Below are 23,631 nucleotides of genomic sequence, written 5' to 3' on the forward strand. Positions count from 1 at the left end.
TATTTTTTGCATAAAGGTGATCGAATTGAAAAAAACAAAAGTAACGGCTAAGGAAAAAGCAAGAAGGAATCGTATTCTTTTTTGGACAGTTGTTGTGATTGTGGTTAACTTGTTACAGATTTTACTTAAAAATTGGATAACAAACTTAATTGCCATGGTTGGTACAATTTATGCTTTATATCGAATCGTTGTTTTTGATAATCCTAAAAATCGCCTTAGTCAAAAATATTATGATTGGAAAGGCAATAAGTTAAGTAAATAATAGTTAATACCATTAAGGGTTTTCTCTTAATGGTATTTTTAATTTCTTATTTCATTTTTATTATTTGTAAAACACTAAAATCAAATTGCAATGAACCGCTTTCTTTGATAAACTTTAAGTGGTATCAACCAGTTAATTGAGGAGGGGGTATTAATGGGAAAACCACTTTATCGACAAGTAATTTTAGACTTAGAAAAACAGATAAAAAATATGAAACCTAATGCCAAATTACCTAGTGAACGACAATTATTGGTTAAATATGGGGTTAGCCGTAATACAGTTAGGTTAGCACTTCTGGATCTTGAAGAACGGGGACTGATTTATCGTCTTCATGGTAAAGGTACTTTTGTTTCAAGTACTTTTCTTAATCAGCCTAATATTGGAGGGATGTACTCTTTTTCAGAAGAATTAAAACGAACTGGTCAGAAGGCTTCAACTAAAAATCAAAGTTTAGACTTGATTATCCCGGATAAAAATATTGCAGCACAGCTAAATTTAGGACCAACAGAAAAAACATACAAGCTTGTACGTTTGCGTCTTGCTAATAATGAGCCGCGAATTTTCAGTACGTCCTTTTTACCGGAAAAAATATTCCCTGAACTTGTTATTGATGATTTAAAATCTAAGCCACTCTATACTGTTATGAAAGAAAAATACAACCAAATTAGTGTAATGGCTTTTGAAGATGTTGAAGCGGTTTGTCTTAATTCTGAAGAGAGTAAAAATTTGGCTGAGAAAGTCGGTGCACCGAGTCTAAAAATATTTCGAAAAACTATTAATGATAAAAATGTACCAGTAGAGTTTACAATTTCTTTGGCTAGAGGCGATAAATTCGTTTATCGTTCACGTCAATATAATGATTTATCTTAGTTATATAAGGAAGGAAAATAATTATGTTTTCAAAAACAGATGCAGAATTAGAAAAAATGGGCGCTAAAATTACTACTCGCGAAATTGAACAGCAGCCTGAATTATGGGGACAAACATGGTCAATTTATCAGAATAACAAGGCGAAAATTACCGAATTTTTAGACGAAATAAAGCAAAAATGCGGCAAAGTCAGAGTTATTTTCACTGGTGCCGGTACTAGTGCATATGTTGGGAATACGATTATGCCATATTTACAAAAGCATGGTGACAGAACAAGGTATGACTTTGAAGCTATTGATACTACTAAAATTGTCTCTACTCCGGAAGATTATTTGGCAAAAGATACTTCTACAATTCTGGTATCATTTGCTCGCAGTGGTAACTCACCGGAATCTGTAGCAACTGTAGAGTTAGCTAAAAAGTTAGTTAAAAATTTATATCAAATAGCAATTACTTGTGCACCAGAAGGCCACTTGGCACAAGACTTAAAAGGTGACCCTTCTGGATTAGTTTTATTAATGCCGGAAAAGTCACTAGATCAGGGATTTGCCATGACAGGCTCATTTTCCTGCATGAGCTTAATGGCACTGCTTGTTTTTGATACATTGTCAGATGAGCAAAAAGAGCAGATTGTTAAGCAAATTGCACAGATGGGTAAAAGCGTCATTGACCGTGAAGATGAAATTCAATCTTTAGTTGATACTGACTTTAATCGTATTACTTATATAGGAAGTGGCAGTTTAGGAGGTCTTGCTGAAGAAACGCGACTTAAGATTTTGGAATTAACTGCAGGAGAAGTGGCAGCACTATTTGATACATCAATGGGTTTACGTCATGGCCCTAAGTCATTTTTGGACAAAAAGACAATTGTTTTTGATTTTGTTTCAAATAATACTTATACCAGACAATATGATTTGGACATTTTAAACGAAATTAAAGATGACGAAATTGTACCGCTAGTGATGGCCGTGGGGCAGGAGAAAGAAGGACAAAACTTCTCAGGTAAATCATTTACGTTTGCTGAGAAAGAATTGTTGCCAGATGCATATTTGGCTTTACCCGATGTAATGTTTGGTCAAACAATTGCTTTGTTAACCTCAATCAAAGTTAATAATAAGCCGGATACACCTTCTCCAACAGGCACGGTTAATCGTGTGGTTAAAGGAGTCACAATTCACGAATTTCATTAATATGCTTTTGTTGTTATTGAAAAAAGTATAATTATGTTTTCAAAAAAAGGTATTTTAAATATACCAAAATATATATTGACAAAAATTGGTTGGTACCTTAATATTAGGGTTGAAAGCGTTTTTGTTAATATTTAGATTTCCTTAAAAGATATGGAGGAAGAAATATGAATATTGTAGGAGCGAGAGTTGATGAACGCTTGGTTCATGGTCAGGTGGCAAACTTGTGGACACCTCAGTTGCAAGTAGAACGGATTATTGTTCTTGATGAGAAGGCAGCTAAGGATGACATCCAAAAAAGCGGCTTGAGAATGGCTACACCTATGACTACTAAGCTAAGTGTTTTACCAACTGAAATAGCTGCTGATCACCTGAAGAAAGAACGTTATGGCAAACAGAGACTGTTTTTGGTAGCTAAGAAACCAGATAAGTTTCTTGAATTGCTTAACATGGGTATTAAGCTGGACACAATCAATGTTGGTAACATGTCTAAACAAGATGATACTACTGAATTGACTAAGCAAGTTAATATCAATGAGCATGAAGCCGATATTTTTAGAGAGATTTCTGGCAAAGGCGTTAACTTAATTGCCCAATTAAATCCTAGTGTTGAGTCACGGGATTTAATGAAATTGATTAATGAAAAGATGAAGTAGGAGGAGAAAAATGGCTTGGTGGCAAATATTACTGCTTACGTTGTATGCAGGATTAGAAATTTTAGATGAATTGCAAATTTATTCATCATTAAACACACCAGTTGGTGCTGGGTTGATCGCAGGTCTGATCATGGGAGATCTGCCTACCGGTCTGTTTATCGGTGCATCAATGCAGTTGACAGTTTTAGGTATCGGTACTTTTGGTGGTGCTTCAAGAATTGACGCTACTACCGGTACAGTTTTAGCTACAGCATTTTCAACTAGTATTAAAGGTATGAGTCCTCAAACAGCTATTTCTTCAATTGCTGTTCCAGTTGCTGCTATTATGATTGAATTGGACGTTTTGGCAAGGTTTGCCAACACCTACTTTTCACACAGAATTGATCACTTGATTGATCAAGACAAGATTAACTATAAGGCAGTTGAAAGAAATGTTTTATACGGTGCAATTCCGTGGTCACTTTCACGTGCTGTTCCTGTCTTTATCGCATTGGCCTTTGGTCAAGGATTAGTACAGCAGATCGCAAATGCTTTAAATGGAGATCTGTTATGGCTTGGTAATGGTTTGACTGTTGCTGGTGCCACATTACCAGCAGTTGGTTTTGCTGTTTTGCTCCGGTACTTGCCAGTTAAGAGACATGCAGCATATTTGATCTTGGGCTTTACAATTACGACATTGTTCTCAGTTCTCTTTAGTGGAATGCAAGCATTGGGTACAGGCTTAACAGCTGTTAACAAAGGCTTCACTACTATTTTCAATGGCTTGCCAATGCTTGCAATTGCAATGCTTGGATTAGCTCTTGCAATTTTGCATTACAAGAATATTCCGATAAATAAAGGTACTGCTCAAGCACAAAGTACTGAAGGTCAAAGTAATAATGCAAGTTCAAGCTCTGATGACGATGAAGGAGAGATTACTGATGACGAACTCTAAACCTAAATATAAATTAACTGAACAAGACTTCAATCAAATTAACCGGAGATCTTTGTTTGGTTTCCAGTTAGGCTGGAACTATGAAAGAATGCAGAATAGTGGTTATCTATACACTATTTTGCCCCAATTGAGAAAAATTTATGGCGATGATACTCCAGAGTTAAAGGAAATGATGAAGACTCACATGCAGTTCTTTAACACTTCTAACTTCTTTAATACAATCATCACTGGTCTTGATCTTGCCGTAGAGGAAAATGAGGGTGTTGAAGGAAAAGACACCGTTACTGGTATTAAAGTTGGTTTGATGGGTTCATTTGCCGCAATCGGTGACTCTATCTTCGCTTCTTTAATTCCAACTATTTTTGGTGCTTTAGCTGCTTCAATGGCAACTCAAGGAAACCCAGTTGGTGTTATCATTTGGGTTATTGCCTGCCTTTTGATCTGTGTCTTCCGTTGGAAGCAACTTCACTTTGCTTATGACAAAGGTGTTTCTCTAGTTACTGACATGAGAGACCGTTTAAACGCTTTAACTGATTCCGCTACTGTTTTGGGTGTATTCATGGTTGGTGCCCTTGTTGCTACTATGGTTAACATTAAGTTTGCCTGGGCACCTCAAATTGGTAAAGTTACTATGAATGTTCAAAATAATTTGGACATGATCCTTCCTAAATTATTGCCAGCAGCTGTTGTAGGCTTTGTTTACTGGCTTCTTGGTAAGAAGGGTATGACATCAACCAAAGCAATCTTTATTGTTTTAATACTATGTATTGTTTTAGGTGGCCTTGGAGTTATCGCTAAGATATAATTAAATATAGTAATTGCTTTAAGTAAAGCTGATAGTATAAAGTATTAAATAGAAAGATAAAGTATGGCAGAAAAAGAATTAATTTTAATTAGTCATGGCAAAATGGCTGAGGGCGTAAAAGCCAGTGCCGAATTAATTATGGGCGAACAAGAGCACGTACATACGGTATGTTTGCTTCCATCTGAAGGTCCTGATGATTTTAAGAAAAAATTTGAAGAGCAGATCTCAGGAATGAATATCGAAGATATTACTGTTTTCGCCGATTTAATGGGTGGAACTCCAGCCAATGTGGTTAGTCGTCTGATTATGGGTGGTCAAAAAATTCACTTAATCTCGGGAATGAATTTACCACTGGTAATTGAATGGCTCAACAGTCAAATGAGCGGTGCAGCATCCGATTATGTGACAGCAGGTAAAGCTGGTATCGTTGATGTTACTGCAATGTTAGCTAATATGAAAAAGTAGAATTTGAATAAAAAAATAGCGTCTAGTTCTAAACAAAGAGACTAGGCGCTATTTTTGGCTTTTATTTAATTTAAAACAGTATTTGAATAGTTTCAAGTGGTGCTAAAGGCTCATCTATTAAAGCAATGCCATTTTCAACATTAATATGAATTTTTGTCTTCTTAACTGAATTACCAACTTTTCTAACTATTGTTGCATCATTACTTACAAGTGGTGTTGCCAGATGCCATTTTATTTGCTGGTAACCATCTAATGTAAAGTTAGCGAGCCAAGCTTTTTGACCATCGTTTTCAACCAAGAGCTTAACATTAGGCATTCCTATTAAGTAGTCTACAGGCTTAATACTGTCAAGCATTTGCTGGAGCAGACCCTGCTTGTACGTGGTAAATTGGGAGTCCCAACCGTGGCGTGGATCTTGATCCATAGGTAAAACAATAATATGTTGATCAATAACAGCCATAACGTTGCCCAATTTTTCATCAATCGAGTTGTACGCAAATGACCATACGTTTACATCACTTTGAGGCTGATATTCAATTTTTAAATAATTACCAGTATGTTGCAACATTGTTATTCGTGGATTTTTGACGCCATCAACAATGTGTCCGTCGGCTTGTTCAAAGGATTGATAATTGGTGCGAACTGGATGCCACTCAGCATTTTTAACGTGCAATAAGTTACCCAGATTGCGGTCAAGCAAAACTTGCACGCTCTCGCCATCAAGCAATACCAAATTCTTTTTGAGCAATGCTGTAATCTGGTCATTTGCCAGATTACGTAAAAGTTGCCCGGAAACAGCAATAATTTCGTTTTCTAATGAAGTTTTTTGATTAACAGGTAAAATACTTGTAGCAAAACTAAAAGCACCTAGTAGACTAGCCCAATTTTTTTCGTGGGGCAAAAGTTCCTCCACATTTTTGCCGGCAGTAGTTTGTAAGTGATAACTGGAATCTTGATCAACCAGAACTTTAATCCCTCTTAAATGATCTAGCGGCAGGCGATTTTCTAATAGTTGATTAACAAATGGTTTGATGTCAGCAAGCATTTCAGCGTAATGCCAGCTTTCATTGATACCATTACCCATCATGTCATATAAGTTGAGTAGGATTCCCTGACTTCCGATTAAAGCAGCAGTGATAATTTGAAATGCAGTAAATGCATTTGATTTGACTAGAGGGGAATACATATAACTTTCTAATTCAGGGTAAAATTCAGCATTTTCTCCTAAAAAAGCAGCGGTAATACGAGTATACTCTTCAAAATTTCTACCATATGCTAGAGGCGCAACTTCATTGTAAGCAGGTAGGTGGGGCCGAGCCACCTTGGGATGACCTTCACCAGCTAAAGCCTTAAACAATTTTTCCCAATCACGACCTTCTAGAGCGTGCCAGTCAGGGTATGAAGTCATCTGTGCCAGATCTGTTTCGGGGCTGACTTCATGAACGGCTTGCTCAATTAGATGTTCATTTTCAATCATTTCTTGACGTGCTTGATCCAGATAAATTTGGCGCTCCTTAGTGGGTTTTCCCGGTTGCAACATCTTGTTAACAAATTCAGCACGTGTTTCTTTTTTGCCTAATTTTTCATTATACAGTTGCATATGATAGTCGCAGAAACACATCAATTTTAAAGGGGTGTGATTATAGTGGCGAAAATCGTCTTCTAACCATAATCGGCGGGGATGTATGCTGGCATACTGGGCATAAGTGGCAGCCAAATATTTGCGCCATGTAGGATCAGCAGGACAAGCCATATCCTTAGCCTTATTACCATCAATGTCAACAAAAGTATTGAAACCAATCTCAGGATTAACCCGATAGCCCCGATCGGAGTGCATAATAGTTGTCCACGGGTTTAAACTAGTAGTTACACCTATATCAGATAATTTCTTTTGTAAAGGCTTAATGGCATCTAGCCAGACTTGTGTTTCTGCTTTAGTTAAGTGACTGTGGTTTAATTCTTCCCCATTTATGAAAAAGGCTACATCATCAATTCGGCCTTTTTTAACAAAATCAATTAATTTTTCGTCTTTTGCTGGCGTATTTGTTCTTGGATCCAGCATATATCTTAATGTATAAATAAATGTCATATTATTGTTCCTATATAAAAATAACTGTATATCTTATCTTAATTCTAGCATAATTTAAGGCTGTATACCTTGAGTTTTAAAGAGAAAGACAAATAAGTGGTTGGACAATAATTTTATATATAGCTATTTATCATTACCCTGATTTAGCATATAATCAATCCTATCAAACATTTCTAATTAAGATTAATTTTCTTTTAATATGAAGGAGGAGAGCACTATTAATAAAAATGACACAAATCAGGTAACCGATTTTAGTAACTTGAAGTTGCAAGCTATCACTAATGTGACTAAGCAATCAGGTTATTTTGAAATTAACTATCAAAACGGGCTGACAGCTCGCCTTTATATCTTGGACTCAACAATATTCAGATTATATATTGATCCGACTCAAAAGTTTCAAGAACCAGAACAATCAGAAGCTGGCTTACATGCTCAAATTTTTGTGAAAGATATTTATGATTCTTGCGGTATGAATGGTGCCAGTATTCATGCTACCAATACCGGTTGGCAAATTGATACGGGTATAATTGAAATTAATTTAAACAAAAACTCAGCTACTTTAGACGTCACTAAAAATGGCAAGACGATTTTTCAAGAAGCAAAGTCAGTTGAATTAACAAATTCATTAACAGTCCAAACCCTAGTTGATTGCAATAGTAATTACTTTGGTGGAGGCACACAAAACGGGCGTTTCACACTAGCAGGAGAAAAAATTGCAATTGTTAATACCAATAACTGGGTTGATCATGGTGTAGCATCTCCTAATCCTTTTTACTGGTCAACGGCTGGTTATGGCGTGATCCGTAATACTTTTAAACCCGGACATTACGATTTTGACAGCGCTTCTAACAATAAAATTACGACTGCTCACGAAGAAAAACGCTTCGATGCTGTCTATTTCTTTGCGGATTCGGCTTATGAATTGCTCAGTGCTTATCATCAGTTAACTGGCCAGCCGGCTTTAACACCAATTTTTGGTTTTTATGAAGCTCATTTAAATGCTTATAACCGGGATTATTGGGTAGAAGTTAACTCTAAAGAAAAGGGTGCTATTAAATATCCGGATGGTAAGTATTACAGGGAGTATCAACCAAAAGATTTGCCTGCAGAATTAAAGCCAAAGTCAATTAGGGAAACGCTGAACGGCGAACATGGCGGGGTTTCCTATCAATTTAGTGCCCGGGCAATGCTTGACCAGTACCTTGAGCATGATATGCCTATAGGTTGGTTTTTGCCTAATGACGGCTATGGAGCTGGTTATGGGCAAACGGATACTCTAGCAGGAAATCTTAAGAACTTAGCGGAGTTTGTCAAATATGCTAATAGCAAAGGCGTGCAAGTAGGATTATGGACGCAGCAAAATTTAGCACCAGTTGATCCTGAAAATCCTAAGCCGGATGATCGCGATTTTGAAAAGGAACTAGTTGCCGGAGTAACTGCACTTAAGACGGATGAAGCATGGGTTGGCCATGGTTATTCGTTTGGATTAAATGCCACGCAAAGTACAGCTAAAATGATTGCTAAAATTAAAGGCGATCAGTTGCGGCCGTTTATTATTACAGTTGATGGTTGGGCAGGAACGCAGAATACTAGTACAGTCTGGACAGGAGATGAAGTTGGTGGCGAATGGGAGTATATTCGCTTTCAAATACCAACTTATATCGGTGAAGGATTATCAGGCCAACCTAATGTTGCTTCGGATATGGATGGTATTTTTGGTGGGCAAAACCCGATTGTTAATACTAGAGATTATCAGTGGAAGGCCTTTACACCAATTCAGCTGAACATGGATGGCTGGGGCAAAAATCCTAAGAATCCATTTGCGTTTGGCGGGATCACAACTAAACTGAATCGTGCTTATTTAAAGCAGAAATCAATGTTGCTGCCGTATGTTTATAGTATTGCTGCCCAGGCCACCTTTACTAGTAAACCAATGGTACGTGCCATGTTTTTGGAGTACCCTAATGTTCCAGAATTTTATACAAATTTGGTCAGGTACCAGTATTTATGGGGAGATAATTTCTTAGTTGCTCCAATTTATCAAAACACTACCAGCGATGAGAAAGGAAATGATGTCAGAAACGAAATCTATTTGCCTGATAAAAAACAAATCTGGATTGACTATTTCACTGGTCAGGAATATCAAGGTGGACAAGTAATTAACAATTTTGCCGCTCCATTGTGGAAACTGCCGGTATTTGTTAAAGCCGGAGCCATTATCCCAGTAGCACCAGCAACTAACACGCCGCAGGAATACCTCAACTTAAAAAAGATGCGGCAATTTGTGATTTATCCCAGTGGTACTAGCAATTTTAATGTCTATGAAGATGATGGCTTCTCTGCCCAATATAAGCAAGATAGATATGTCCAAACTAAAATTAGCAGTAGTTTACGGGGCTCCAATTTGACCATTAAAATTAATAAAGCTCAAGGTACTTATGCAAAGTTTGACCCTGAAAAGACAACTGAGTTAAGCATTAAAACTAATAAAGTACCAAGGACAATCGCAGTTCTGATCGGTAATAAAGAAGTTCATTTAACTGAAGCAGAAAATTTAGCGGATTTTCAAAAGCATGATAACTGCTACTATTTCGATCAGCATTATCTGACAAATCCATATTTAGCAGAATTTAACTCAAATTTGGAGCAGACATTTTTAAGGATAAAACTGCAACAGACGAATGTGTGTCAAAATGAAATCACTGTTGAAATTACAGACAGCGCTTCGACAGCAGTACCAGTTAATGAACTGCCGCTAAAAAATGAGGCTCTAATAGTTCCAGCTAATTTAACACAAAATGATCAAAAAACCACCTCAAATTCTATTACAGTATCTTGGCAGCCAGTACCTGGCTGTGACAGTTATCAGTTAAAAATCGATGGTTTGCTATATTCTAATATTGAAAAAACAGATTTTACGTTAAATAACTTGAAGCCTGAAACGACACATACTTTTCAAGTTAGAGAAATTAAAGAACTGACAGCTTCTTCTTGGGGAGCAAAAATTATTTGCAAGACCAAGAAAGCTGTTAACTCTAAAAAGAAATAATTTGGTATTTAAAGTAAATTTTTTCTAAATTATTTGTAATTGTGAAAAAGTTTACTAAAACTTCTGCTTTTCTTTAAAAGGCTAAACTATCAGTATATAATAATAATTGTGCGATTAAAGATAATGTTAAAGGAGATATATAATGAAAACAATTTCTGCAGCAGTTGCCAAACATTTGGCAAACTTGTCAACTACTGATGGCATAATTAGTGCTTTGGCAATTGACCAACGTGGCTCTTTGAAAAAGATGTTAGCAGAGGCTGCTAACAAACCTGCTGATGAAACAACTATCGTTGATTTTAAAAAAGCAGTATCTAGTGAGCTGACCCCATATGCTTCATCTATTTTGACTGATCCAGAGTATGGCTTACCAGCTACCAAAGTTAGAGATAAGAATTGCGGATTATTACTTTCTTATGAAAAAACCGGTTATGATACGACTGAACCAGGAAGAATGCCTGACTTAATTGCTAATCAATCCGGATTAAGAATTAAAAATGAAGGCGGAGATGCCATTAAGTTTTTAGTTTATTATGATCCTGATGAGGGCCAAGAAATTAATGATAAAAAGCAAGCTTTTGTTGAAAGAGTTGGTGCAGAAGCTAAGGCCAATGAGTTACCTTTATTCTTAGAAGTTTTGACTTATGACGCTAACATTCCTGACGCCAAGAGCGAAGAATTTGCCAAGGTTAAAGCTGACAAAGTTTTGCAGACAATGAAAGAATTTTCAAAGCCTGAATATGGTGTAACTGTCCTTAAAGTTGAAATTCCGTTTAACATTAAATTCGTCGAAGGCTTTAACGGTGACAACAATGTTGTTTACACTCAAGAAGAAGCCAAGAATCTGCTTAAAAAGCAGTCTGAAATAACTGACTTGCCTTATATTTTCTTATCAGCTGGTGTAACCAGTGAAGAATTTATCGCTGAAATTAAAATGGCTGAAGAAGCTGGAGCTGACTTTAACGGTGTTCTTTGTGGTCGTGCTACTTGGAAACCAGCCATTAAACCGTTCGCTGCTGAAAGTGAAGAAGCAGGTAGAAAATGGTTATCTACTCATGGTAAAGAGAATATCGAAAACTTAAATGAAGCTCTTAAAGGTGCAAAATCCTGGCGTGATAAGCTGGAAGTTGCTGAATAACTGAATTTTTCAAACTTAAAAAAGCTTTCTATACTAATTTAAAGTATAGAAGGCTTTTTATTTGCTCTTGTAAAAATCACATCTAACCGAATAAGCGTCACAAAAGATGCGCGTCATTATTTGCAGTGGCAGGCGTGATCTAACCTCATATTTAGGAAAATAGTTAGTTTTTGATTTGTAGCCAGTGAAAATTAAAGTGGAGAAAGGCAAAATACTGCCTGATGAGTTAGTTGTAAATGTCAAAATTGGAACATCATTTTTATTTAAGGTTTTAGCTGCAGTTACTAATTCCTCAGTTTCTCCGTTTAAGGTAATAAAAATTGCTAACGAATCCTTCTTAATCTTGCTGGCAATTGTCTTGATAATATTTGGATCTGAGTGAAATTCACAGTATTTTCCGGTTAATTGTAATTTGACCATCATTTCGTGAGCAATTGATTCAGACAAACCACGAGCAAAAATAAAAACGATTTTAGCTTGTTTTGTCAATGAAATACTATCTTCGATTGTGCTATAGCTCAAATTGTGCAGCGTGTTGTTCATTTCAATTTCATTTTTAGTAATGACGCTTCTGATTTTATCATCAGCATCATTTAGCACACTGAAAGTAGAATTTGAATTGCTTTTTAGTTTCAAAGTTTCACGGTAAGAGGTGTAACCACTATAGCCCATCTTTTGCATGGTGCGTACAATTGTTGCAGTCGAGACATTCGCGAATTGACTTAACTTTACTATTGACATATTAGCGATCTTTTGGGGATTATTTTCGACTATATTCCAAAGATGCAATTCTGCTGCTGAGAGTTCTTTTGTTGACATTTAAGTGCTCCTTTTGTAAATATTTTTCTTTTTATTATAGTAAACGCTGTCAATTCAGAAAAACGTTACACATATTTGTCTTTATAATAATACAAAAGGCAAAAAAAGGGAGAGAAATCTTTGATTTATACAGTAACGTTGAATCCAGCAATTGATTTAGTAATTGTCACTAAGAAGCTGGAACCGAAGGTAGTTAATAGAACTGAAAAATTTGAATTACAACCTAATGGCAAAGGGGTCAATGTTTCATTTATCTTAAAGCAACTAGGTATAGATAGTGTGGCCACAGGAATTGGTGGTGGCTTTACATTAGATTATGTCATTTCTGGTTTAGCAGAGAAGGGTATTAAAACTAATTTCTTAAAGGTAAAAGAACCTACTAGAGTTAATGTCTTTACGGATGTTTTAGACGAAGGTACAGAATACAAACAAGTTAATCCGGGACCAGTAGTAAGTTCAGATAAACAAGATCAATTTTTGGATTATCTTGAAAGCACAGTAACTAAGGATGATATGGTAGTTGTTTCCGGTAGTTTTTCTCGGGGTATAAAACCAGACTTTTTAGTCCAACTGGCTCAGTTAGTCCAAAAACAGGGGGCTAAATTTGTGATTGACAGTAGTTACCTAGAAGTAATTGATACTTTAAAATACCGGCCGTTTTTACTTAAACCTAATGATAGTGAACTCGCTGCCTTCTTCAATTATGAGGGTGAGATGACTGCCGCAAAAACGGTCGAATTGGCTCAGAAATTAATCAAATTGGGTTGTCAAAATGTTTTAGTTTCTCTAGGTGCTGATGGCGCTGCTTTTATTAATAAACATCATGTTCTATTTGCCAATGCTCCGCAAATACAAGTGGTTAATTCAGCTTGTGCCGGAGATACCATGTTGGGTACTTTTATTGCCTTTTTGGAAAAGAACAAACCAGTTAGTGCTGCTCTTAAAATGGCTGTTGCCGCGGGTAGCGATACCGCTAGTCGCACAGGACTGACAGATTTTTCTTTAGATGAGTTATTACCGCAAATTTCAGTGGAAGAAAGGATGAAATAAAGTGGCTAATTATGATTTAGTGGGTGCTACTGGTTGTGCAACCGGTGTCGCTCATACATTTATGGCAGAAGAGGCCTTAGAAAAAGCGGCTGAAAAGCTTGGTTATACTATCAAAATTGAAACACATGGTCAAACGGGCATCGAAAATAATCTGACTAGTACGGAAATTGCAGATGCTCAAGCAGTGATAGTTGCTTCTGATATTGATGTTGGCTTGGATCGCTTTGCAGGAAAGAGACTGGTTGTTGTTCCTGTTGCCAGAGGCGTAAAGGAACCAGATGCTTTAATCAAAAAAGCGTTAGCAGCTCCTATTTATAAAGAGGGTCAGGCAGCCAAGAGTTCAAATAAAGATAGTGTAGGAAAGCAAAAGCTAGGTAATAAAATTTATACCTCTTTAATGAATGGCGTCTCTCACATGTTGCCGTTTGTCGTTGCAGGTGGTGTGCTAATGGCCATTTCCTTCTTCTGGGGAATTGATTCGGCAAATCCAAAAAGTAGCGAATACAATCAATTTGCTGCAATGCTAAATACAGTCGGCAGTACTACTATGAACTTAATGGCTCCAGTTTTAGGAGCTTATATTGCTGAAGCTTTGGCGCAACGGACGGGTTTTGTAGTAGGCCTTTCTGCCGGTTTTATCACCTTCAACGGTGGCGGTGGCTTTTTGGGAGCCATCGTTGGTGGCTATTTAGCTGCGATCGTTGTTTTAGGCTTGCAGAAGCTATTTCAACCACTGCCAGATGATAAATTTAGAGGCTTGAAATCAATCTTTCTTTTACCTGTTCTCGGGGTTTTAATCACGGGATCAATTATGTATTTGTTAAATACCCCAATTAAAGCATTGAACGTTGGTTTAATGTCCTGGCTTAGAGGTTTTGAAAATACTAATCCTGCACTGTTAGGTATCATAATTGGCATCATGTGTGCGGCAGACTTTGGTGGACCAATTAATAAAGCGGCATACGTTACGGGAACCGTGCTGTTAGCACAAGGAAACTATTACTTTATGGCTGGTGTTTCTGCGGCTTGTATCGCTCCACCTCTAGCTACGGGCTTTGCGGTCTTAATGAATCGCAAAGCATATTCAAAGAGTGAGAGGGCTGCTGGCTATGTCAACTTTTTACTGGGATCAACTCATATTACTGAAGGCGCGATTCCTTTTGCTGCTAAACACCCATTATGGAATATTCCGGCGTTTATGGTTGGTTCTGCTGTAGCATCGGTTTTAACTTACATAACGAAAATTAGTGTTCCTGCTCCTCACGGTGGCTTTATTGTTTTACCATTAGTTAATAAACCGTTCTTATGGGTATTGTGGATTCTCATTGGAGCTGCTATTTCAGGAGCGCTATTGGCTTTAATTGCCGGCAGATTTGATAAAAAAGATAAGCTGGCTGCAGCAGCAGAAACTACTGTTGCACCTAGCGAGGCCAATGTAACTAATCAAAATACTGAAATTAATACAGAAGCTTTTGAGCCCAGTGATATTCTTGAATTAAGGAACATTCAAGTTGGTGTTGCTGTTACTAGTCGTAATGATGCACTCAAATATCTGGCTGATTTTGCTGTCAAAAACCAATTAGCAAATGATAGTGATGCGGTTTACGATAGCTATCTTAAACGTGAAAAAGAAGGCTCAACTGGTATGACTGATGGCTTTGCAATTCCCCATGCTCAGTCAGCTGCAATTGCCAAGTCTTCAATGATAGTCTTAAAACTCAAAGAGCCAATTGATTGGCAATCTTTAGATGGCAAGAAAATTGATACAGTTATTTCTTTTTTAATACCAGAAACTGATAGCAATGCTCATCTGCAATACTTGTCAAATACTGCTAAATTGTTGACTCATGAAGACTTTATTGCAAGCCTTAAAAAGGCCAACACTCCTGAAGAAATTCAGGCTTTGTTTGAAAATAATTAATATACTAAAAAGAGTCTGGAAAAAAGTGCTCTTTGAAGTTAAATTAAAAAATTTCACAATTTAAAAAGACCGACAAATCAACGTTTTATTGACGTGATTTGTCGGCCTTTTTAGTTAGGTTAGAGTTTTTTTCCCAGTCTCTTTTTGTTTAAAGTTATAATTGCGCTATCTTACAAAAGTGCTTGCTGCTGGAATAGATTTGATAATGTGATATCGCCAAAATATAGCTAATGAAAATCTTCTATGACTAACAAGTTCAATTTTATCTTGCATAGACAATTTAGTCCCAAAATATTCCTCAAACTTGGGAGCAGGACATATCTGCTTTCTAGTCGTATTAACTTTTAATCTTCAATCTTTTTAGCTGCATTCAATGCCTTCATAATTGAAGGATTTTTTGAATGACAATCCTCAAGCATCTGTAAATCATTTTCATCTAATTTAACTTCATATTTACTCATTTTTCTTTTCCTTTCAGCTGAATATTAAATTAACTATAGCACTTTTGCAACAAAAATATTCAAAACTGGCTATTGTTTTTCATTTATGTTGCAAAAATAATCTATATTCGCTTAAATCTAAGTGAACAAACGCATGTTCTTGCTACTTACAACATTGCATTTTACCTTGCTATTATGGCTGTTTGTCAAATTAAATAACAGTTAACTTTGTGTTACAACTATGACATTTTTCATAAAAATGGTAACTAATTCTTAAAGGTTGAGTGATATTCCTGTTATCATTCTGCAATTTTACAGTTGTAGTATATATAACATCAAATTGATTATTAGTTTACTATTTTTGATTTGAAAAACATATTATGGATTTTTATTTAAGGAGAGAATTTTTTTGAAGGTAAAATCTATTTTAGTTAAATCAGCAGCAGTAGCAGCATTATCTGCTTCTGGAGTTGCAGTTATAGGCAGCGTTGCAACTAGCGACGTTCAAGCAGCTACCGTTGAAAATGATGCAGCAGTTGTAACTGTTAACTATGTTGATGGTAATTCAATTCATGTTTGGAACAGTTATAAACACCCTAAGGCTACTGGTCAAATTTTACCAAGTAATTCTTCTTGGAAAGTCATTAAGACTGCTTATGACAAAAAGGGTCACAAGTGGTACGACTTAGGCAAGAACCAATGGGTTAAGGCCAAATACGTCAATAAAGGCTATCATCCGGCAAATGAATCTCAAAATACAGCGGTAACCAGCAGTCAGACTGAAAACAGTACGGTTGCAAATAACACTGAGTCAACTTACGCTACTAATTTAAATTACACTACTGCTTCAACTGACTCAGAAGCAGGAGCAAAGGCATGGATTGCCAGTCGTGAATCTGGTGGCTCATACAGTGCGCAAAATGGTCAGTACATTGGTAAATACCAACTTTCTGCCGCATATCTTAACGGCGACTATTCAGCCGCTAATCAAGAGCGTGTTGCTGACAACTATGTTGCTGGTCGCTATGGCTCATGGGCAGCAGCTAAACAATTCTGGCTTGCTAATGGTTGGTACTAATTAGTTAGTCTAAAGTTAAAACAGAATATTTATAAAAGTAAGCAGACACTAGTAGAAAACACTAGTATCTGCTTTTTTGATTTGAAAATTAATGGTTAACTGCATAGGTAAACTTATCGCTGCGGATAATTTCTTGAGTAATATGTAACGGAAAATTATGATCATCATAAACTAGATCTTTAATCCGCATTAATGGTGTTTTTTCGTCAACATTAAGTAACAAGGATTCTTCTCTATTAGCGAATGCAATTTTAAAAGTCTTCTTTCCTTTTCCAGGATTAATGTGAAATTTCTTTCGTAAAATCTTGTACAGTGGCATATCAAGATCTTCATCTTTAATAGCACTATATTTAGGAGCCAGCCAAATCCATTCAAGACAGAAAGGAATATCATCGATATACCGCAAACGTTTAATTTCAATAATTTGTTGTTGGGCATTAGTTTGCAGAAATGTATTTTGCTCATCATCACCAGTAATACTCTTGATACTAATTAAACGATTGGAGATTTTTTTACCCGTTTTTGCAGCACTGTCTGTCAAGCTAGAAAACTTTTGATTCTGAGTTTCAATTTCGTTTCTTTTGTCGGACACAAAAGTTCCCTTGCCAGGAAGCTTAATTAAATAATTCTCATCACTTAATACTTTAAGAGCTTTTCGAACAGTGGTACGACTGACAGAAAACTCTTTTTGCAGCTCCATTTCAGAAGGTATTTTTGTGCCTATTTGATATTTATTTTCTGCAATTCTGTTTTTTACGATCTTTGCCAGGTCAATATATAATGGCATATGATTTTCTGATTTTTTTAACATGTTTTTTTCTTTCTTGAATATTATTATTTGTATTATAACAAAAGCTGATTGATTAAGCACCAGTATCTATTTTGTACCAAATAAAGATACTGGTATTTTTAATATTCCCTTTACTTTATAAATAAAGCGCTTTATAATTTGTAAATGAAGATACATGTATCATTTTTAAATACAGGAGAGTAAAAATGAAGATACAAGATGAAGTTAAACAGACTGTCAAAAAAGCTGTTAACAAAATGGAACAAGAAGGAGGTATTAAGCAAGTAATTTGGATAGGCGCCGGTGGTTCGTTCGGTGGCTTTTATGGCGCTAACTATTTCTTACATCAAGAATCAAAAAAGCTATTTTCCAGTATGTATACTAGTGGGGAATTTGTTTATGCTCCGCCAAAGAATTTAGACCAAAATTCATTAGTAGTTTTATGTTCTATGAGAGGAACCAGTGAGACGATTGATTCTGCTAAAGTTGCTAAAGAACATGGTGCAACCACTATAGCTCTGTATGTTGATGAATCCGACTTGGTAAAAGTTTGTGATTTTAAAATAAAATATGAAAGCTTAGCTTTAGATGAAAGCAGGCTTGAGCGTGTAAATGGCAGTATTGGGTTATGCATAGCAATGAATTTGCTCCAAGAAGTTGAAGGCTATGATGATTTTGAAACAGCGATGAAGACTTTTGATTTACTTGATCCTATTTATCGTAAGGCAGTTGATTACACTACTCCTTTGGCAAAAGAATGGGCAAAGCTAAATAAAGATCAAAAAACTATTTATGTTATTGCCAGTGGTCCAGCGTATGGTGCAGCTTACGTTTTCTCAATTTGCAATATAGAAGAAATGCTGCAACTGAATTCACCAACTATTCATAGTTATGAATTTTTTAATGGTCCTTTTGAAGTTACAGATAAAAGCAAGTCAATTTTTCAGCTATTGGCCACAGGCAAAACCAGGCCTGAAGATGAGCGTGCTCTTAAATTTGAACAACGGTTTGGCGGCAAAAAATTATATGTATTAGACGGTAAGGAAATAGGTTTAGATGATATCAAGCCCGAAGTTTCTCCGTATTTTAATCACCCGATTTTTTCATCTATTCTAAATAATGTTTATATGAGGGAACTTTCTTATGCTACCCACGAAAGCTATGAAACTCGTAGGTACATGTGGAAAGAAGATTATAAATAATCATTTTAGACGTGAAATGATTATAGGTGCTTGAAGCTTGTGTCATTATTTTTTAATAACAAATTTAACGAAAACGTTTTAAAAAAATAATTTTTAAAATAAAATTTAATTATTTTTGAAGAAAGCATTTACGTGATCAGATTTTTATATTATTATATCAGGTATACATGTTAATACATCTTGTTAATATGCTAGTAAGTGTTTGGATTAGGGGTGAAGTTTAGTGAAAATAATTTTAGTTAGCCATGGCAAGCTTGCCAAGGGAATGAAAAATACTGTTGAAATGATCGCTGGTAATCAGGATAATCTTGAAGCGTATGAAGCCTATAAAAATGGTACGAGTGATGATAGCTTTATTGGTGATATTAAGAATTCGCTTGATAAGGTTGGTGATCAGAAAGCAGTAATCATTACTGATGTTTTAGGTGGCTCAGTTAATAATGAGATGACCCAACTGTTAAAGGATCATCAAAATTTGACGGTGTTAACAGGCATGAATCTGCCTTTGGTTATAACTTTAGTTACTACAGCAGATTCCGGCCTAACCCAAGAGAGTATTGAAGAGGCTATTAATGAAGGACAGAAAGGAGTTTTGTCGATAAATAAGTTAATGACTGAGGATGACGATGAAGGAGATTTATTATGATAAAAGTAATTAGAGTTGATCACCGATTATTGCACGGACAAGTCATTTTTTCATGGACCAAGTTTGCGAATATCGAAAGAGTAATTGTAATTGATACAGCTACAGCAAATGATGATTTTAAGAAAATGTCCTTGAAACTGGCTAAGCCAGAAGATGTTCGTCTAAACGTTTTTAGCGTCGATAAAGCAATTAGTAAAATTGACCAGATTAAGGCACTAAAAGATAATATTATGTTGCTTTTTGAAAACGTAGCGGAATTGAGTAAATTTATTGCTGCATATGGATCTGTAGATGAAATTAATTACGGCTTAATTCCATCTAAACCAAATGCAAAACGCTTTAGTAATGCCATTTATTTAACTCCAGAAGAAGTTAAGCTTACTAAAGAAATGTGTGATAAGGGTATTAAGATCAGCATGCAACAAGTTCCTTCAGCTAATAAAGAACTTCTAAATAATATTATTTAGAAAGGGAGGTAAAAAATGTTTTGGAAAGCATTAGTAGTCGGCTTGGTTGGTGTATTCGCCATGTTCGACTCAAGATTGCTTGGGCGTGAAAACTTTGAGCAGCCATTAATAGTGAGTACACTTGTTGGCTTAGTACTGGGAGATGTTTCGAAGGGATTGCTGGTTGGTGCGACACTAGAGCTAGTTTCAATGGGAATAGTTCAAGTAGGTGCTGCCGTTCCCCCAGATATGGTTTTGGGGTCAGTCGTAGCTTCAGCTTTTGCTATTTTGTCACATACCAGTGCACAAGCTGCGTTAACTGTAGCTTTGCCAGTAGCCGTTTTGGGGCAACTGGTAGCCATAGTTATCAGAATGCTGTTTTCATCTTTTAATCAGTTAGTTGAAAATGCAATTGATGCAGGCAAATTCAGAAAAGCGCGAAGCTACCACATAGTATATGGACCAATTATTTATGGCTTGTTATATTTTGTTCCAGTATTTTTGGCAATTTTCTTAGGTACAAACGTTGTTACCAGTTTTGTTAAGATGATTCCAGATTGGCTAACTAATGGTTTAACTTTGGCAAGTAAGATTTTACCAGCATATGGATTTGCACTTTTGATGTCAACTATGATCGATAAAAAGAATGCAGTTTATTTGTTCCTAGGATTCTTTATTGCTGCATACGGTAAGATGACAGTTATTAGTGTAGCTATTTTTGCAGTTATTTTCGCTATTATTCTTAACAAATTTATGACTAATAACGGCAATAATAGTTCTGGATCAAATTCATCAGATAGTGACGACCTAGATGATTTGGAAGAATTATAGGAGGACAAATTATGACCGAACAAAAGCATACAGATAAACAGCTACGTCATAGATTTTGGCAATTCTTCTGGAGATCGTGGGCTATTCAGACATCTTGGAACTATGAAAGTCAAATGAATATGGGTTTCATGTATGGGATGGCACCAACAATAGATGAAATTTATGGCGAAAAGCCGGATACACCTGAAAAACTCCAGAAGAAAAAAGAGGCATATCATCGTCATATGGCCTTCTTCAACTGTACACCACAGTTAACCTCGTTTGTTCTGGGATTATCTTCTGCAATGGAAGAAGAATATGCAGCCAATCCAGATACATTCGATCCTGATTCAATTAACGGTGTGAAAACTTCATTAATGGGTCCTTTATCAGGTATTGGTGATTCCTTCTTCCAGGGAACAATTAAAATTATTGCCTTTGGTCTGGGAATCAACATGGCTCAACAGGGAAACATATTTGGGCCAATTTTGGCAATGATTATTTCCATCATCCCTTCAGTTATTGTTACTTATTGGGGCGGTAAATGGGGTTATCTGCAAGGTAAAAAGAATATTCAGCGTCTTATTAGTAACGGTACCATTAACAGAATCATGTCTTTGATGAACGTAATCGGGCTAATGGTTATTGGAGCAATGGTGGCAACAATGATTGGGATAACGACACCAATTAAATTTGGTAAAACTTTTGTTTTACAAAAGACATTAGATTCAATTTTCCCACAAATGTTATCTCTTGCATTCACCTTAGGTATGTTTTACCTAATCAAAAAGAAGGTTAATACTGCTTGGATTATGGTCATCTGCATTTTTGGCGGTATTCTACTTAGCGTATTAGGTATTTTTAATTAGTTGTTAGTAATTTTTTATAATAATAAGGAGATTATATAAATTATGGATTTTGAAAAAGTTAAATCTATTGTAAGTGATATTAAGGAAAAACAACCTGATATTGATCGTGTAATGTTTGTTGGCTGTGGTGCTTCAATGGCTGACTTGTATCCAGGCTATTACTTCGTTTCGCATGAAAGTACTAAACTGCTTTCCTCAATTCATACTGCAAATGAATTTAACTATGATACGCCAAAAGGAGTGGGAGAACATACTATTGTAATAACTGCTTCTCTTGGAGGTACAACTCCTGAATCAGTAGCTGCAACTAAAAAGGCTAGAGAATTAGGTACTCACTTAATTACTTTATCAATGGCAGATGATTCACCTATTATTAAAGAAACAGAATATAAAGTTATTCATGGCTTCCACGAAAATTATGCTGCTAAAACTGAAAAAATGTCATATTGCTTAGCATTTGCTATTGAAATTGTTAAGCAGTTTGAGGGTTATCAGTTTTACGATGAAGCTGTTGCAGCTTTCAACGGCATGCCTGATTTGATTGAAAATGCAGTAAAATCAGTTGGTCCATCAGCAAAAGAATTTGGTGAAAAGTACAAAGATGAAAAGAAAATTTTTGTACTAAGCAGTGGTGCATCACTTGGTGTTGCATATTCAACAGCATCATTTTTGTTTATGGAAATGCAATGGATTGCTGCTCCAACAGTTCATTCCGGTGAATATTTCCATGGCCCATTTGAACTTACCGAAAAGGATGCACCGTATCTATTATTCATGAATGATGGTAGCACTCGTCATCTTGATGCCCGTGCTTTGACATTCTTACAAAGATTTGATGCACAAGTAACAAATATTGATGCTAAGGATTATGGTCTTAATGAAGTTGCTGGTGAAAATGTAATTGATTACTTTAACCCAATGATTCATACTGGTGTAATGCGTGTTTATGCTGAAGAGCTTGCTAAGGCTAGAAAGCATCCACTAACCAAGCGTCGTTATATGTGGAAACTTACTTATTAATAGAAAAGAGTTTTAAAAGGATTCTATGAAAGTAGAATCCTTTTATATTAAATAGTCATATTAAAATTTAACATAATTTAGGAGTTCAAAAATATGGATAGCAATACTGTAAACAAAGTTGTTAAAGATGCCTTAAATCATAATCAGGGAAAAATAAATAGTATTTATTTTACAGCTTGTGGTGGTTCGTTAGTTGATTTATATGTTTCAAAATATTTTCTGGAAGCGGAAGCGAAGAAAGTAACTACAGGCTGGTATACTGCAAACGAATTTGTACATGTAACTCCAGCAAAATTAGGTAAAGATTCGATCGTGTTCGTTTGCTCACACAGTGGCAACACACCCGAAACAGTCGAAGCAGCTAAGGTTGCACAAGAGCATGGAGCTTTTACTATTGGCTTGACGTTTAATAAACAGGCAGATTTGCTTACTTATTCTGACGCTAAAATAATTTATGAATGGGGTAACGAAGCTGAAGTAGTCAATAATCCGATGGCAATAACGCTGCACGCCACCGCAAAATTATTACATGGAATTGAAGACTACCCTTATGTCGATCAATTTGAGGACGGCTTTAAGAAAATAGATACAGTTGTTGCTAATGCTATTGATCAAGTTCAACCACGGACAAAAGCTTTTGCCCAAAAGTATAAAGATGAGGAAATGTTTTACGTATTGGGTAGTGGTCCTTCTTTTGGTCACGCATATGGTTTTGCTATCTGTTCTTTGATGGAAATGCAATGGTTAAATGCTTCAGCAATTCATTCTGGAGAATACTTCCATGGTCCATTTGAAGTCACAGATAAGAACACCCCTTATATTCTAATTAAGAGTTTAGGAAGAACTCGAGCTCTTGATGAAAGAGCACAAACTTTCTTAGAGAAATATGCAGAAAAAATAGAAATTGTTGACGCTAAAGAGCTTGGCTTGGACATGATAGATGACAAGGTTTCAGAGTACTTTAATCCAATTTTGTTCTATACTATTCTTTGTGAATATAGATCAAAATTAGCTGATGTACATAATCATTCATTGGATGTTAGAAGGTACATGGGCAAAGTTAAATATTAAGGATAGTGATGACA

22 protein-coding genes are annotated in these 23,631 nt (G+C 36.0%); 19 read left to right on the forward strand and 3 right to left on the reverse strand.

The annotated features are described in order from the left end of the window. Window positions 1-16: 16 nt before the first annotated feature. The 7 genes from LDX54_RS02025 (at window position 17) to LDX54_RS02055 (ending at window position 5,179) form a co-directional block, all read left to right on the forward strand. Window positions 17-262, forward strand: a complete 246-nt coding sequence (locus LDX54_RS02025) for a hypothetical protein (RefSeq protein WP_233558034.1) — start codon at window positions 17-19, stop codon at window positions 260-262. 153 nt (window positions 263-415) lie between these two features. Further along, a complete protein-coding gene (locus LDX54_RS02030; RefSeq protein ID WP_265667013.1) occupies window positions 416-1,132 on the forward strand; it encodes a GntR family transcriptional regulator in 717 nt (238 codons plus the stop codon). A 23-nt stretch (window positions 1,133-1,155) separates the two neighbouring features. Beyond that, on the forward strand, window positions 1,156-2,322 hold the full coding sequence (locus LDX54_RS02035; RefSeq protein WP_265667012.1) for an SIS domain-containing protein: 1,167 nt from the start codon (window positions 1,156-1,158) through the stop codon (window positions 2,320-2,322). 164 nt (window positions 2,323-2,486) lie between these two features. Beyond that, window positions 2,487-2,975: a PTS sugar transporter subunit IIB gene (locus LDX54_RS02040; RefSeq protein ID WP_046324412.1), complete on the forward strand. Its 489-nt coding sequence runs from the start codon at window positions 2,487-2,489 to the stop codon at window positions 2,973-2,975. Between the two features lie 10 nt (window positions 2,976-2,985). Continuing rightward, window positions 2,986-3,909: a PTS sugar transporter subunit IIC gene (locus tag LDX54_RS02045; RefSeq protein WP_046324413.1), complete on the forward strand. Its 924-nt coding sequence runs from the start codon at window positions 2,986-2,988 to the stop codon at window positions 3,907-3,909. Continuing rightward, window positions 3,896-4,714, forward strand: coding sequence for a PTS system mannose/fructose/sorbose family transporter subunit IID (locus LDX54_RS02050; protein WP_046324414.1), 819 nt, complete (start codon window positions 3,896-3,898; stop codon window positions 4,712-4,714). Before LDX54_RS02045 ends, LDX54_RS02050 begins: the two co-directional genes overlap by 14 nt. Window positions 4,715-4,777: 63 nt before the next feature. Then, complete coding sequence (locus tag LDX54_RS02055) at window positions 4,778-5,179, forward strand: PTS sugar transporter subunit IIA (RefSeq protein WP_110445659.1); 402 nt, start codon at window positions 4,778-4,780, stop codon at window positions 5,177-5,179. Window positions 5,180-5,249: 70 nt separating this feature from the next. On the opposite strand, the gene LDX54_RS02060 is transcribed toward LDX54_RS02055, so the two are convergent. After that, complete coding sequence (locus LDX54_RS02060; protein WP_265667011.1) at window positions 5,250-7,268, reverse strand: hypothetical protein; 2,019 nt, start codon at window positions 7,266-7,268, stop codon at window positions 5,250-5,252. 199 nt (window positions 7,269-7,467) lie between these two features. Between LDX54_RS02060 and LDX54_RS02065 the strand changes: the two genes are divergently transcribed. Both LDX54_RS02065 and LDX54_RS02070 read left to right on the forward strand, forming a co-directional pair. Further along, on the forward strand, window positions 7,468-10,317 hold the full coding sequence (locus LDX54_RS02065; RefSeq protein ID WP_265667010.1) for a TIM-barrel domain-containing protein: 2,850 nt from the start codon (window positions 7,468-7,470) through the stop codon (window positions 10,315-10,317). Window positions 10,318-10,459: 142 nt separating this feature from the next. Continuing rightward, entirely contained in the window at window positions 10,460-11,455 is a 996-nt protein-coding gene (locus tag LDX54_RS02070; RefSeq protein ID WP_265667009.1) for a tagatose 1,6-diphosphate aldolase, read from the forward strand. Window positions 11,456-11,512: 57 nt separating this feature from the next. Here the strand turns inward: LDX54_RS02070 and LDX54_RS02075 are convergent, their stop codons facing one another. Continuing rightward, a complete protein-coding gene (locus tag LDX54_RS02075) occupies window positions 11,513-12,274 on the reverse strand; it encodes a MurR/RpiR family transcriptional regulator (RefSeq protein ID WP_265667008.1) in 762 nt (253 codons plus the stop codon). Window positions 12,275-12,394: 120 nt separating this feature from the next. Here LDX54_RS02075 and pfkB point away from each other — a divergent pair, with 120 nt between their 5' ends. The 3 genes from pfkB (at window position 12,395) to LDX54_RS02090 (ending at window position 16,763) form a co-directional block, all read left to right on the forward strand. Continuing rightward, window positions 12,395-13,324 (forward strand): 1-phosphofructokinase, encoded by a 930-nt coding sequence (gene pfkB / locus LDX54_RS02080; RefSeq protein WP_046324419.1) that lies wholly within the window; start codon window positions 12,395-12,397, stop codon window positions 13,322-13,324. Between the two features lies 1 nt (window position 13,325). Continuing rightward, entirely contained in the window at window positions 13,326-15,245 is a 1,920-nt protein-coding gene (locus tag LDX54_RS02085) for a fructose-specific PTS transporter subunit EIIC (RefSeq protein WP_265667007.1), read from the forward strand. Between the two features lie 849 nt (window positions 15,246-16,094). Then, a complete protein-coding gene (locus LDX54_RS02090; RefSeq protein ID WP_122025725.1) occupies window positions 16,095-16,763 on the forward strand; it encodes a hypothetical protein in 669 nt (222 codons plus the stop codon). Between the two features lie 88 nt (window positions 16,764-16,851). Here the strand turns inward: LDX54_RS02090 and LDX54_RS02095 are convergent, their stop codons facing one another. Further along, on the reverse strand, window positions 16,852-17,574 hold the full coding sequence (locus LDX54_RS02095) for a GntR family transcriptional regulator (RefSeq protein ID WP_265667006.1): 723 nt from the start codon (window positions 17,572-17,574) through the stop codon (window positions 16,852-16,854). 185 nt (window positions 17,575-17,759) lie between these two features. On the opposite strand from LDX54_RS02095, the gene LDX54_RS02100 reads away from it, so the two are divergent. From LDX54_RS02100 to LDX54_RS02130, 7 genes are all read left to right on the forward strand, one after another. Further along, window positions 17,760-18,755, forward strand: coding sequence for an SIS domain-containing protein (locus LDX54_RS02100; protein WP_265667005.1), 996 nt, complete (start codon window positions 17,760-17,762; stop codon window positions 18,753-18,755). 223 nt (window positions 18,756-18,978) lie between these two features. Beyond that, entirely contained in the window at window positions 18,979-19,401 is a 423-nt protein-coding gene (locus LDX54_RS02105; RefSeq protein ID WP_046324424.1) for a hypothetical protein, read from the forward strand. Beyond that, window positions 19,398-19,868, forward strand: coding sequence for a PTS sugar transporter subunit IIB (locus LDX54_RS02110; protein WP_046324425.1), 471 nt, complete (start codon window positions 19,398-19,400; stop codon window positions 19,866-19,868). Before LDX54_RS02105 ends, LDX54_RS02110 begins: the two co-directional genes overlap by 4 nt. A gap of 15 nt (window positions 19,869-19,883) precedes the next feature. Then, the gene (locus LDX54_RS02115) at window positions 19,884-20,678 is read left to right on the forward strand and encodes a PTS sugar transporter subunit IIC (protein WP_265667004.1); all 795 of its coding nucleotides are present in this window, start codon (window positions 19,884-19,886) and stop codon (window positions 20,676-20,678) included. An 11-nt stretch (window positions 20,679-20,689) separates the two neighbouring features. Further along, window positions 20,690-21,526, forward strand: coding sequence for a PTS system mannose/fructose/sorbose family transporter subunit IID (locus LDX54_RS02120; protein ID WP_046324427.1), 837 nt, complete (start codon window positions 20,690-20,692; stop codon window positions 21,524-21,526). A 42-nt stretch (window positions 21,527-21,568) separates the two neighbouring features. Further along, the gene (locus tag LDX54_RS02125; RefSeq protein WP_046324428.1) at window positions 21,569-22,546 is read left to right on the forward strand and encodes an SIS domain-containing protein; all 978 of its coding nucleotides are present in this window, start codon (window positions 21,569-21,571) and stop codon (window positions 22,544-22,546) included. A 93-nt stretch (window positions 22,547-22,639) separates the two neighbouring features. Beyond that, complete coding sequence (locus LDX54_RS02130; RefSeq protein ID WP_046324430.1) at window positions 22,640-23,617, forward strand: SIS domain-containing protein; 978 nt, start codon at window positions 22,640-22,642, stop codon at window positions 23,615-23,617. Window positions 23,618-23,631: the final 14 nt, after the last annotated feature.

The sequence above is a fragment of the Lactobacillus sp. IBH004 genome (genome assembly GCF_026185255.2).
GTDB classification, from domain to species: Bacteria; Bacillota; Bacilli; order Lactobacillales; family Lactobacillaceae; genus Lactobacillus; species Lactobacillus melliventris.